This is a genomic window from Vibrio satsumensis (assembly GCF_050337435.1).
Taxonomy (GTDB): domain Bacteria; phylum Pseudomonadota; class Gammaproteobacteria; order Enterobacterales; family Vibrionaceae; genus Vibrio; species Vibrio satsumensis.
Genome location: NZ_JAKJSX010000014.1, coordinates 148,498 through 162,232 on the forward strand (window position 1 = coordinate 148,498; position 13,735 = coordinate 162,232).

At 44.5% G+C, this 13,735-nt stretch carries 12 protein-coding genes; all 12 read right to left on the minus strand.

Translation table 11 applies throughout. The features are described from left to right. Nucleotides 1–50 precede the first annotated feature (50 nt). The gene (gene urtA / locus L4C44_RS18535) at nt 51–1,337 is read right to left on the minus strand and encodes an urea ABC transporter substrate-binding protein (RefSeq protein ID WP_428805554.1); all 1,287 of its coding nucleotides are present in this window, start codon (nt 1,335–1,337) and stop codon (nt 51–53) included. Between the two features lie 295 nt (nt 1,338–1,632). After that, complete coding sequence (locus L4C44_RS18540; RefSeq protein WP_372384628.1) at nt 1,633–1,860, minus strand: zinc ribbon domain-containing protein; 228 nt, start codon at nt 1,858–1,860, stop codon at nt 1,633–1,635. A 36-nt stretch (nt 1,861–1,896) separates the two neighbouring features. Beyond that, entirely contained in the window at nt 1,897–2,898 is a 1,002-nt protein-coding gene (locus L4C44_RS18545) for a sensor domain-containing diguanylate cyclase (RefSeq protein ID WP_428805555.1), read from the minus strand. Nucleotides 2,899–3,187: 289 nt separating this feature from the next. Further along, nucleotides 3,188–4,090 (minus strand): alanyl-tRNA editing protein, encoded by a 903-nt coding sequence (locus L4C44_RS18550; RefSeq protein WP_428805556.1) that lies wholly within the window; start codon nt 4,088–4,090, stop codon nt 3,188–3,190. A gap of 133 nt (nt 4,091–4,223) precedes the next feature. Continuing rightward, nucleotides 4,224–5,705, minus strand: a complete 1,482-nt coding sequence (gene der, locus L4C44_RS18555; protein ID WP_017629857.1) for a ribosome biogenesis GTPase Der — start codon at nt 5,703–5,705, stop codon at nt 4,224–4,226. Nucleotides 5,706–5,863: 158 nt separating this feature from the next. Continuing rightward, entirely contained in the window at nt 5,864–7,024 is a 1,161-nt protein-coding gene (bamB, locus tag L4C44_RS18560; RefSeq protein WP_060983301.1) for an outer membrane protein assembly factor BamB, read from the minus strand. A gap of 10 nt (nt 7,025–7,034) precedes the next feature. Next, the gene (locus tag L4C44_RS18565; protein ID WP_061019465.1) at nt 7,035–7,649 is read right to left on the minus strand and encodes a YfgM family protein; all 615 of its coding nucleotides are present in this window, start codon (nt 7,647–7,649) and stop codon (nt 7,035–7,037) included. A gap of 79 nt (nt 7,650–7,728) precedes the next feature. Next, entirely contained in the window at nt 7,729–8,997 is a 1,269-nt protein-coding gene (gene hisS / locus L4C44_RS18570; protein ID WP_017062514.1) for a histidine--tRNA ligase, read from the minus strand. 70 nt (nt 8,998–9,067) lie between these two features. After that, the gene (gene ispG, locus L4C44_RS18575) at nt 9,068–10,189 is read right to left on the minus strand and encodes a flavodoxin-dependent (E)-4-hydroxy-3-methylbut-2-enyl-diphosphate synthase (protein WP_048658835.1); all 1,122 of its coding nucleotides are present in this window, start codon (nt 10,187–10,189) and stop codon (nt 9,068–9,070) included. 7 nt (nt 10,190–10,196) lie between these two features. Beyond that, the gene (gene rodZ / locus L4C44_RS18580) at nt 10,197–11,147 is read right to left on the minus strand and encodes a cytoskeleton protein RodZ (protein WP_428805557.1); all 951 of its coding nucleotides are present in this window, start codon (nt 11,145–11,147) and stop codon (nt 10,197–10,199) included. A 440-nt stretch (nt 11,148–11,587) separates the two neighbouring features. Continuing rightward, on the minus strand, nt 11,588–12,730 hold the full coding sequence (rlmN, locus tag L4C44_RS18585; protein WP_017629861.1) for a dual-specificity RNA methyltransferase RlmN: 1,143 nt from the start codon (nt 12,728–12,730) through the stop codon (nt 11,588–11,590). 473 nt (nt 12,731–13,203) lie between these two features. Continuing rightward, the gene (gene ndk / locus L4C44_RS18590) at nt 13,204–13,638 is read right to left on the minus strand and encodes a nucleoside-diphosphate kinase (protein ID WP_373949901.1); all 435 of its coding nucleotides are present in this window, start codon (nt 13,636–13,638) and stop codon (nt 13,204–13,206) included. Between the last annotated feature and the right edge of the window lie 97 nt (nt 13,639–13,735).

The window sequence follows — 13,735 nt, forward strand, 5'->3', positions numbered from 1 at the left end:
GAGAGACGTTCTTCCCAAACAAGAAGGCTCAATATTCCTAAATCAACGCTCTAGTTACCGCCAGAACACTTCTTGGTTTCGACGTTAAACGCACCACATGAGAATGGCTTAGACCAACTAGAGAACAGCTTCGCTGATTCAGGTAAGTAACTAGACCAAGCATCACCCGCAACAAGGCCTGTGGTTTCCCAAACAATATCGAATTGACCATCGTCTTGGATTTCACCGATCAGGACAGGTTTAGTGATGTGGTGGTTTGGCAGCATGGTAGAGTAGCCGCCAGAAAGGTTAGGAACAGACACGCCAATCAAGGCATCTTGTACAGATTCAGGATCGGTTGTGCCTGCGTTGGTTACCGCTTGCGCCCACATGTTGAAGCCAACATAGTGCGCTTCCATTGGGTCATTGGTGACGCGTTTTTCACTCTGAATGAATGACTGCCACGTTTCAACAAACTCTTCATTGGCTTCGGTATCAACGCTCATGAAGTAGTTCCAAGCCGCTAGGTGACCAACCAGTGGTTCAGTATCCATACCTGACAATTCTTCTTCACCAACAGAGAATGCAATAACTGGGATGTCTTCAGATGAAATGCCCTGAGCGCCAAGCTCTTTGTAGAAAGGGACGTTCGCATCGCCGTTCACAGTAGAAACCACTGCGGTTTTCTTACCTGCTTCACCGAATTTTTTGATGTCTGAAACAATAGATTGCCAGTCAGAGTGACCAAATGGCGTGTAGTTGATCATGATGTCTTCTTCTGCGACACCTTTATCTTTTAGGTAGGCTTCAAGGATCTTATTGGTCGTACGTGGGTAAACGTAATCGGTACCTGCTAGTACCCAACGCTCAACTTCCAGCTCTTCCATTAAGTAATCCACGGCAGGAATCGCTTGTTGGTTTGGCGCTGCGCCCGTGTAGAAAACGTTTTTAGAAGACTCTTCACCTTCATACTGAACTGGGTAGAAAAGGATGCTGTTGAGCTCTTCGAATACCGGCAGCATGGATTTACGAGATACCGATGTCCAACCACCGAAAACCACGTCGACCTTCTCTTTCTCGATAAGCTCACGCGCTTTTTCAGCAAATAGAGGCCAGTTTGACGCAGGGTCAACGACTACAGGCTCAAGCTTTTTACCTAGCAAGCCGCCCTTTTTGTTCTGCTCTTCGATGAGCATTAACACGGTATCTTTCAGTGTGGTTTCACTGATCGCCATGGTGCCAGATAGTGAATGTAGGACGCCGACCTTTATGGTCTCGTCAGCCGCAAACACTGATGCAGAAGAAAATGAAAGTGTTGTACACAGTGCAGCTAGCGATAAATTGAACACCTTGTTCATGATAGTACTCCATAATTGTATTTTTGTTATTCAATTACAGAGTTACAAGAAGAGTGCCAAACTCAATAAGTAACCATTAAAAACATAAGTGATTGTATTAAATGGATTTAAAAACAGACCACACCAATAGCGTGCATAGCAACCATGTCACTATGTTTCATACTGGTGCAGTGACAATAAGAATGACCCAAGATGATACATAACCCCAGAGTGAGCACAAAAAAGGCCCAATATATAGGTATTGGGCCTCTTAATGAAAGCTATGGTTACGATACTTACTGTTATCGCTCTCAAGTTAGTCCGCAGCTTGGAACTCGAACTTTACTCTCGATTTAGACTTAAGCTCGTTACAGTCAGCATTACAAAAATAGCTCGCGGCACCACAGGCTTGAAGCTTCTCAAGTTGGCTGCTGCACTCAGGGCAAAACCCAACTTTAGTAAAGTGAGCCTGACAACTTTCACAGTGATACTTGCCATCCCAAGCTAGCTCTGACTGACACTTAGGGCAGATATTTTCACTCATTAGCATTTCCTAATTCACTACTATTTCAACAATCTACTACTGCTGAGACTTAGCTTGCTTGATTTGATACATGTTCTTATCAGCTTGTGCGATCAACTGGTCTAATCCTTGAGGATCTTTTTCACAAGCAAGGCCAACACTCACTGAGAACTGCACATCATTAATGTAAAGCGCTTGCTGTAGTGCTTTCTCTAAGCTGTGGTAAAAGTTAACAACGCTTTCTTGATCATCAAAACAAGAGAACACCACAAACTCATCACCACCATAACGGCCTATCTTGGCACACGCCGTAGTAGCATCATCAAGCACTCTAGCAACCGCCAATAGCACATCATCACCAAAGCTGTGACCGTAGGTGTCATTAATTGATTTGAATTTATCGACATCGACAAACAGACACGCCATCACCTTCTGTGCAAAACATCGTTTAGCCAATACTTTTTCGGCTTCATTGAACAGTGCCCGACGATTCAAGCAATGGGTAAGAGAATCACGATTGGCGAAAAAGTTAAGCTGATTCTCCAACTCAAACTTTTCTAGTGCTACCGAATATAGGGAAGCCAATAGTTCCAAGATCTCGAGCTCAAATTCATGTGGCTCTGAGATGTACTGGCTATAAATGGCAAAGGTACCTAATACATTACCGCGCGATGAGATAATTGGCACCGACCAACAAGCATGCAAGTTAGCTTTGTTGGTTAACACTAAGAAAGGTGCCCAGTTTGGGTGTGCATTTATATTGGAGACCATCACTGCTTTCTTAAGCGCAGCGGCCTCACCACAGGAACCAATCCCAGCACCAATTCCCACCCCTTCTATCTGTTGATTGTAAAAATCAGGCAGGTTAGGGGCATATTCAAGGTGTAGAGTTTTAGATTCTGAGTTGAGCAGCAAGATTGAAGCCATACGCTGCCCAAAAAGCTGCTCGGTAAGCTGAATAATCTTGTGATTTAAATCTTTGCGATCCATCCCAAGAGCAAGCTTCCGCAGCAAACTATTAACGGCTCGATGGCCTTCTAATAAAAATTGTTGTTCCATTCACTAAGGCTTTCAATTGTGTAATCGGGTACAGCTTGTTCTTATGCAAGCTTGTTATTGGTTAATAATAACACACTAAATTAGTACCACACACAATCGAAGATCATAGGTTGATCTTTCGCTTTATCTATTTTGATCAGCGATCTACCCCAAAAAGAATATTTATATCACCACACACCGAAAGCATAAGTTACATGTGCTGCATTTCAATTTTAAATAGTCATTTATATTAAAAGTAACATCCAAAAACAAAATAAACAGCACAAGTCATTTCGATCTGTAACCTAAATCATCGAATTACATGCGTCAGCATTTCAATGTGTTGGTCATCTAGCTGGGTTAATTTAACCGATAATGCATTAAGCTCTGAGGTGTTCTCTATGTGAGTACCACCACACGGAATCGACACCAACGTCTCAGCATCCAGTTGCCATTCCCAGTAACGAGAGTCAGTGAGTGCCTCACCTTCTAGTCTCATCGCGACTGGAGTCGATTGTGTGAGCCAACCTGAAATCATCTGGTTAATGTCGGCTTCGATACCTTCAAGGTTTGCAAGCATGTCTGCAACGTTCAAGCCGCGCTTCTTCAGAGTTTTACCCAAACGATACTTATCAGTACATAGCTCAGGAGTCACAAAGCTGGTCACTTGTGCGTAGCTATTAAAGTCGTAACTTCCGAGCGGATCTTTTCTGTCGGCATCTTTACGCCAGTAGCTCTCAGCCAATACTTTATTCAACGCTAAGAAAGCAATGTGCCCCGCACTGTGACCACGACTCAAGCTTGCTTGATACTCTTTATCTACCGACAACACCACTTCGTCGTTAACATTAATCATAGAAGCAGATGCGGGTAGCTGGTGGACAACCACAAACGCCCAGCCTTCCGCATCACGCTTAACAGGAATATCTGCTGCGATATGAAGCTTGCCAGTAGATTGTTCTATTGCACCAACAAGACAGTCTTCCACTGAATATTGAACGTCACCAACAGTCACAAACCCTTGGTCTGCCGGGTGATCAGGCCAAATATGACTTACAGGGTGAAAAGGCGTCACATCATAGATCAGGTAGGTTTTACTGCTGTCACTTTCTACATACAACGCTTTCGCCGTCAGTTGCCACGCTTGATGACAGAATTGAGTAATGGTTGGCGTGATTGCTTGAGCTTGTGTAATCAAATCGCTAGTGGTCATATCGTTCTTCTTTTGGAATCTAGTCTGATTCGTTAAGCCACAGCGAAACAAAAATGTGCCGTTGTGGATTAACGTGAATTTTGCTTAAAAAAATACCCGAGACAGGCTCGGGTATCAAATCTATTGGAAAGGACTATTTACGGCCTTTAACCATGCTCATCATACGCTTACGTTTACGCTCTTGAGAGATTGTCAGCTTGTTAGTCTTAGCTTCAAATGGGTTCTCGCTGTTCTGGAATTGAATGCGAATTGGTGTACCCATAATCTCTAGTGAACGGCGGTAGTAGTTCATCAAGAATCGTTTGTATGAATCTGGCAAGTTACGTACTTGGTTACCGTGGATAACGATAATCGGTGGGTTATAGCCACCAGCGTGCGCGTATTTCAGTTTCACACGACGGCCACGAACCATAGGCGGTTGGTGATCATCAGTTGCCATTTTCATGATACGAGTTAGAACAGAAGTACCAACACGAGTCGTCGCTGACTTGTAAGCTTCTTGTACAGACTCAAATAAGTGACCAACACCTGTACCGTGAAGTGCAGAGATAAAGTGAATACGTGCGAAATCAACAAAGCCTAAGCGACGATCTAGCTCTTTCTTAACGCGTTCTTTAACGTCATTATCTAGGCCATCCCACTTGTTTACAGCAATAACAATTGAACGACCAGCGTTCAACGCAAAGCCTAACAAGCTTAGATCTTGATCAGAGATGTTTTCGCGAGCATCGATAAGCAGCAATACAACGTTAGCATCTTCAATCGCTTTCAGTGTTTTAACCACTGAGAACTTTTCTACCGTTTCGTTGATGTTTTTACGACGACGAACACCCGCAGTATCGATTAAAACGTATTCACGCTCATCACGTTGCATTGGGATGTAGATAGAGTCACGAGTTGTGCCTGGCATATCGTAAACAACCACACGCTCTTCACCAAGAATACGGTTAGTTAGCGTTGATTTACCTACGTTAGGACGGCCAATGATCGCTAGCTTGATCGGTTGATCTTGAAGGCGCTTGAATTCTTCTTCAGCTTCTTCTTCTGTAAACTCAACCTGCTCTTCTTCTTCGTCTTCAAACTCAGTCAAATCGCTTACTTCGCCATTTTCCGCTTTTAGCGCTTCTGCGAATGGGTTAAGAGCAAGGTCAATAAGTGCAGTAACACCACGACCGTGCGCCGCAGCGATTTGGTACATGTCTTCTACGCCTAGTTGCCAGAAGTCAGCACTTGCAGCATCAGGGTCGATACCATCAACCTTGTTTACTACTAGCATTGAAGGCTTTTCTAGTTGACGTAGGTGCTTAGCAATCGCCACGTCTGAAGGTGTTAGACCCGCACGGCCATCTACCATAAATAGAACGACATCAGCTTCATCAATCGCCGCTAGCGACTGTTCAGCCATTTTAGTTTCAACACCTTCTTCAGTACCGTCGATACCGCCAGTGTCAATAACAATAAAGTCATGCTCGCTAAAGTGAGCATGACCGTATTTACGGTCACGCGTTAAGCCAGGGAAATCCGCAACCAATGCATCACGAGTTCGAGTCAATCGGTTAAATAACGTAGATTTACCTACGTTCGGACGCCCTACTAGAGCAACAACAGGTACCATAACAACCTCTACAATTTCTTCTCTAAATGTAGTTATAGGTAAGCACTTGTTCGCAAGTTTAAACTCTTACCTATAACCACACGGTTTATTAATTTTTAACAACAAAACGGCTCCTGGCTGTTACCAACCAGGAGCCGACTGTGAATTATATCACGCTTTTATTGGCTAATCGTTAGTTTCTTTACATCGCCATTGCGAGTCGTCACTAAGTAGCCTTCAGGCAGTTCAATTGGTGCAACCGCAAAGCCGCTATCATCGACAAGCTGTTGAGCAACAAACTCACCCGATGAACGATCTAACCAGTGCAGATAACCTTCTGTATCACCCACGACTACATACCCATTAATAATAGCAGGTGCTGTCAGTAAGCGGTTTTCTAACAATGGAGTGCTCCAAAGTTCAGTACCACTACGTGCATCAACTGCAACCACATGGTCTTTGTCGGTAACAACGAACAAACGGCTGCCATCACTTGCTAAATCAATCGCTGACGAATAGTTACGTTTCCAAATTGGCTTACCAGAACGAAGATCGATTGCAATCAGCTGACCGTTGATACCTACAGTATACAGGGTTCCACCAAGAACAATTGGAGATGCATCAACATCAACCAAACGATCGATTTCCGTTGCACCTTTTGGCGTACCTACTGGCTGTTGCCAAATAAGCTGACCACGGTCAACGATAGCTGCAGCTAGACGACCATTTGCAGTTCCCCAGAATACACCGCCAGAAACCGCAACAGGCGAGCTATCGCCACGAAGTGTTAGGCTTGGTACTTCAGTACTGATGGTCCATTTTTGTTCGCCGCTTACTTGATCTAACGCGATCAACATACCGCGACTGGTATGAACAATAACCATGTTGCTATCAGTTGCAGGGGATGCAAGCACCTCGCCATTCACTGATACACGCCACAGCTCTTCACCTGTTGATTCATCCATCGCGATCACTTCGCCATTTTCAGAACCAACAAATACTTTGCCGTAAGCCGCCGTTAAACCACCCGATAAACGAGCCAGTACATCTTTCTCAAGATCGACTTTCCACAGCTCTTTACCTGTTTCAGGGTCAAGCGCTTTAACCATACCTTCACGGCTCGCAACAAACACTTTGTCATAAGCCAGTTCTGGCGATAGTTTTGAAAAGTAGTGACCAACACCATCACCAACCGACGTAGACCATTCCTGACTAGGAGTGAACTCGCTGTTTACCGTTGGTACTGGAGCCATGATTACGGTGTCTTCTTCACCCGCACAGCCAGCTAGTAGGCCAAGAGCAATCGCACACAACGCCGCTTTTGGAAACATCTTCTTCATTCAAAGCGCCTTATTTAGCTAGGTCGTCAAGTTTGATTTGAAGCGTTTGGCTAGCGTCAACAGCTTGCTGTGCTTCTGTGTAAGCACTGTATGCTGCGTCAGTGTCGCCTTTACGAAGTGAGATATCACCACGCAGTTCGGCAACACGGCCTTTCCAAGATTCATCTGTCATAGCAGCAAGATCAGCCAGTGCTGCGTCAAATTCACCTTGCTCAGCTTTAATACGTGCAACACGGTAAGTAAGTAGTGGCGCAAGTGCCGCGTCCTTAGTTGCCGATTTTGCCCACTCTAGCTGTTCAAGTGCTGCTGCTAGCTCACCCGCTTGTACTTGTACTTTTGCTAATTGCATAGCAGCAAGTACTGAGTACTCAGCATCTTTGTTTGCGTCGATGAAAGCTTGAATATCAGATTGAGCATCAACGCCCTTAGCATCAAGAGCTGAAATTACAGAGGTGTAGCTTTCTGAAGCAGCTTCACGCGCTTCAACGACTGAATCTTGGTAATAGCGCCAGCCAAATAGACCACCTAAACCAATAACCGCACCAAAGATTACGGCTTTACCGTTCTCTTTCCACCAATCTTTAATGGCTTCAACTTGTTGCTCTTCGCTATCGTAAAGTTCCACTTCCTGTCCTCTTTAATTCTTTAAACGCCAGCATAGTGCTGACGTTAGTATTCATTATGAGCGTTTGCTCAATGGCTAATTAGATTAGCGCAGCAACTTTCTCTGCAACTTCCGTTTGAGACACGGTTTCTTGCTCGCCGCCAACCAGATCTTTTAGCACAACTGTATTGTCAGCAACTTCGTTCTCACCAAGTACCAGTGCTACAACAGCACCTACTTTGTCAGCACGCTTGAATTGCTTCTTAAAGTTACCACCACCGAAGTGGTTCATTACGCGTACGCCTTCAACGGTATCGCGTAATTGATTCGCTAACTGCATGCCCGCGATCATAGTACCTTCGCCAGCAGCAACTACGTATACATCAACGCTACGGCGAACTTCTGTTAGCTCTAGCGTTTCCATCATCAGAACCAGACGCTCTAGACCCATTGCGAAGCCAACTGCATTGGTTGCTTTGCCGCCTAATTGCTCAACAAGACCATCGTAACGGCCGCCGCCACATACTGTACCTTGAGCACCAAGACTATCAGTGATCCACTCAAATACGGTGCGGTTGTAGTAATCTAGGCCACGAACTAGACGCTCATTAACTTGGTATTCGATACCAACAGCGTCAAGAAGTTCACATAAACCAGCAAAATGTTGCTTCGATTCTTCACCTAGATATTCAGATAGTCGAGGTGCGTCACCTAAGATAGCTTGAACATCAGGGTTCTTAGTATCAAGTACACGTAGAGGATTAGTGTGCATGCGACGTTTACAGTCTTCATCTAGCACATCAATGTGTTGCTCAAGGAAAGCCACTAACGCAGTGCGGTAGCTTACGCGATCTTCTTGAGAACCGATTGAGTTTAGCTCTAGGCGAACGTGCTTATCGATACCTAGCTCACGCCATAGACGTGCTGTCATCATGATAAGTTCTGCGTCAACGTCTGGACCGTCTAGGCCAAACACCTCAACACCACATTGGTGGAATTGACGGTAACGACCTTTTTGAGGACGCTCGTGACGGAACATCGGGCCCATGTACCATAGGCGCTGTTCATCACGGTTGATAAGGCTGTTTTGAATACATGAACGTACACAACCAGCTGTGCCTTCTGGACGCAGCGTTAGGCTGTCGCCATTACGGTCATCAAAGGTGTACATCTCTTTAGAAACAACGTCAGTTTCTTCACCAACTGCACGGCTAAATAGGTTTGTTTCTTCAACGATAGGCATACGTACTTCGTTGTAACCGTATGCGCTCACCACGTTTTTAACTGCGCTTTCTACTTTCTGCCACAGTGGTGATTGAGTTGGAAGGCAGTCGTTCATGCCTCGAATTGCTTGGATATTTTTAGCCACAGTATTTATTCCGTAATTTCTCACGACCAGGTGTTAGTGCGAATAGACAATCACACCCCATCGCGTTGTATTAATCTTCTAAGTTTTCTACATCAATGCGATTTGCTTGATCAAGCACTGATGCTTTTGCACGAATCTTAGCTTCAAGTTTGTCGACAAGGTCATCGTTGTCGAATCGCTCTTTCTGACGCTTACCGTCTTCGTAGAAAGCACTCTTGCGTGCACTACCTGCAAGACCTAAATGAGACACTTCAGCTTCACCTGGGCCATTAACCACACAACCGATGATTGACACATCCATTGGAGTGATCACGTCTTCTAAGCGCTCTTCAAGGGCATTAACAGTGTTAATAACATCGAACTCTTGACGAGAACAGCTCGGACACGCAATGAAGTTGATGCCACGCGAACGAATGCGCAAAGATTTAAGAATATCAAAACCAACTTTGATTTCTTCAACAGGATCAGCCGCTAGCGAGATACGCAGCGTGTCGCCGATACCTTCAGAAAGAAGCATACCTAAACCTACCGCGGACTTCACAGAACCAGCACGCGCACCACCCGCTTCGGTAATGCCAAGATGAAGAGGTTGGTCAATCTGCTTAGCAAGCAAGCGGTAAGAACCGACGGCAAGGAATACATCAGACGCCTTAACGCTGACTTTAAATTGATCAAAGTTCAAACGGTCTAGGATGTCTACGTGACGCATTGCAGATTCAACAAGTGCTTCTGCTGTAGGTTCTGTGTATTTCTCTTGGATCTCTTTTTCAAGAGAACCGCCGTTAACACCAATACGAATCGGAATATTCATATCGCGTGCACAATCAACAACTGAGCGGATACGGCTTTCGTTACCGATGTTACCTGGGTTGATACGCAGACAGTCAACGCCGTACTCTGCCACTTTAAGTGCAATACGGTAGTCGAAGTGAATGTCAGCAACCAAAGGAACAGAGACCTGCTGCTTGATTAGCTTAAAGGCTTCAGCGGCATCCATAGTCGGTACAGATACGCGAACGATATCAGCGCCAACTTTTTCCAAAGCTCGAATTTGAGCAACGGTCGCGGCTACATCTGTTGTTCTTGTGTTGGTCATGGATTGCACAGCAATTGGTGCACCATCACCGATCGGCACATCACCCACATAAATACGGGTTGATTTGCGACGAATAATAGGAGATTCGTGTTGCATATTAACTCTAAGGTAAGGTTATTCTGGCTACTTTGCCTGAAGTATACCCAGAAAGGTCGACAGGTTCACTTGCAAATGTCATTGATACGCCCTCTGGCGCACCTAGAATCACTTTATATGGCGCAGTTCCTGATAGATTTAATGACTGACCTGCTTTTTTGATGCCAGTCGACAGGGTTTTACCCGTTGCATCTTTTACTTGGATCCAGCAATCAGCAGAGAACTGCATCACTAACTCGTTCGCTACAGCTTCAGGAGCAGTGCTTGCTTCAACCACTTCAGGCTCAGCAGCAGCTATATCTGCGGTTTCTGTTGCTGATTGTGCGTTAGTCTCATCAGTTTGCGTTAAAGCCTCTGAAGTATCTGCTGCGTCACTGATTGCAGTAAGGCCTTCTGTATCTTCGATAACAGAGGCAGCTGCATCGTTTTGCTCCGCTTCAATCACTTCTAAAGAAGCAAATTCAGGATCAAGTGACTCTTCTACAGCGAGCTCTTCTGAGCTCTCAGTATTCACTAGAGATTGAGAAAGCGTGTCTTGTTGTTGGTTCTGCCACCACCAAAGTGAAGAGATACCAGCAATCACAGCAAAAATGCTCCAAGTAAGGATCATAATGCGGCTGTTGTGCTTCTCGGTTTTTGTTTTACGAGAGAAGCTCAGCATTTCTTGTTCTTGATGTTGAGCATCACCAGCATGGTGAAGTGCGTTCAGTACCACTTTTTCATCAAGATTGACGTATTTCGCGTATGAACGAATGTAACCACGCATGAACGTCGCTACTTGGTCTGATTCGAATTGGTTTTCTTCAATTTGTTGGATCAACGTAATACGAAGTTTCAGGCGGTCTGAAATCTGCTTTTGCGTTAAACCAAGAGATTCGCGCTTGTTCTTAAGCAGCGTTCCCGCTTCTAAAGCAGGAGCAATCGTTTCTTGCGTTTGTGTTTCGTGTTCTGTGTTCATAGAGAGTGAACTTCTAAAGTATTATCGCAGGTTGACGAGAGCGGTTTTTATTGTCGTTTAAGCTCAATCTAACAACCCACTTTATGTGGAATTTTTCCTGTTACCTAAATCATCAACCCTTAAAGACGAACGTCACGCATATGGTTATGGATGACCTTCTCAGGAAGCTAGTTTATCAAGTAGCCAACCTAAATAGACATATTGATGATCAGTAGCAAGCGAGCACTTAAATTAATTTAAGATTAGTTAATCATAAGCTAATGCCATTACAAGGCAAAAACACTTTAAACAAAATTTACCGTCAGCTCATGGTTTTGTCCAAAATTTGACGAAAAATGTAAGAAAGCGTGGGCAAGAAGTCCAAAAATAGAAAAACTATACCCCAGAAAAGCAACAAGCCAGAAGTAAGACTTCTGGCTTGTTTAGGTTTAATTCGCGTTTTATACCGCTTTTACTTCAATCACACCACCGGCAATCAAGTTCGCTTCTGAGGCTGCTTTGATCATTTTGGTACGTTTGGTTCTATCAATCACATCACCGACTAACTGACCACATGCGGCATCAATATCATCACCACGAGTCTTACGAACGGTTACTGTGTAGTTGTATTCCATCAGCGTTTTTTGGAAGCGGTCAATACGAGAGTTGCTTGGCTTCTTGTATGGCGAACCCGGGTAAGGGTTAAATGGAATCAGGTTGATCTTACATGGCGTATCTTTCATTAGCTCAGCAAGTTCACGAGCGTGGTCCATATCGTCATTCACATGATCCAATAGAACATACTCAACCGTCACTTTACCGCGGTTAGCATTTGAAGATGCAATGTAACGACGAACAGATGCTAGGAAGTCTTGAATATCCCAACGATCGTTGATCGGCATGATTTGGCTACGAAGTTCATCGTTTGGCGCGTGTAGAGAAATAGCCAGTGCCACATCGATGTTGTCAGTCATTTGGTCAAGGCCAGAAACAACACCAGAAGTTGATACAGTTACACGACGCTTAGACAGTGCGAAGCCTAGGTCATCAAGCATGATTTCTAATGATGGCATTAGGTTCTTCATGTTCAATAGAGGCTCGCCCATACCCATCATTACGACGTTAGTAATTGGACGACGACCTGTTTCTTTCTCTAGGCCGATTTCGCGAGATGCACGCCAGATTTGGCCAACAATCTCTGAAACTTTTAGGTTACGGTTGAAGCCTTGTTGAGCTGTAGAGCAGAACTTACATTCAAGTGCACAACCAACCTGTGAAGATACACACAGCGTCGCACGGTCACCATCTGGGATGTATACCGTTTCAACATCTTGGTCGCCAACGCTCATCGCCCATTTAATTGTGCCATCTGAAGAGTGTTGAGCTTCAGAAACAACAGGTGCAACAATCTCACAACGACGTTGAAGTTTTTCACGCAGTTTTTTGTTGATGTTGTTCATCTGTTCGAAGTCATCGACACCGAAGTGATAAATCCACTTCATCACTTGCTCTGCTCGAAACGCTTTCTCATTCAGTTCTTCTGTGAAAAATTTACGAAGACCTTTACGATCAAAATCGAGTAGATTGACTTTAGCTGTGGTCATGATGCCTCTCAATGACGGAACAATAATTAAGGGCGCGAATTGTACAGGCTTTACGCAACTTCAACAAGCACTGTAAAACCCTGTGTTTATTAAGACATTCAAACTTAAGCGATTAAAAATTGCACAATTGTATTTATCGGCTTGAGATTACCCAATCTAAAGAAAAGATTCCCGATTACACTCCTCCGTCGCTTTCGGGAATGACGTAAATAATCTCCAACAGCTCGGTAAGATTTACTACGAGATTGTGGTCCCCGCAATTCATCGTCATCAGGTCACGAGCTCCTCAAAGCCCGTCACTCCAGAATTGAGGAACGAGGGTATCTGGAATCTCCAATAACAAACTCAGACTCCCTACTACGCTCCTTCGTCGCTATCGGGAATGACGACTAGGTAAACTATCTCTAACGTAAAATCCACATACAAAAAAGGCCTCACCGAAGTGAAGCCTTTAGAATGATTTGCTGTGCCGATTATTGAGCTGGGCGTGGGCAAATTTCAGATTCTGGGAAGAAGAATTCGATTTCGCGATCTGCAGACTCAGGGCTGTCGCTGCCGTGTACTGAATTGTAGCGCATGCTGATTGCGTAGTCTGCACGGATAGTGCCGCACGCCGCTTCTTCTGGGTTAGTTTTACCCATTAGTTCACGGTAACGAGCGATTGCGTTTTCGCCTTCAAGTACTTGAACCATGATAGGACCAGAAGTCATGAACTCTTTTAGCGGACCAAAGAATTCTTTACCTTCATGTTCTGCGTAGAAGCCACTCGCTTGCTCTTCAGTAAGACGAACCATCTTAGCAGCAATAATTTCTAGGCCTGCTTTTTCGATACGGTGGTAGATTTCACCAACAAGGTTACGCTTAACTGCATCTGGCTTAACAATTGAGAACGTTCTTTCTAGAGCCATAGGGATTCCTTCACTTCATTTTTTTGTTATTAAATACTGAAATTACTGAGATCTTTCGATCTGAGTTTTAGGAATGAGCGACACCGAAATACCGCTC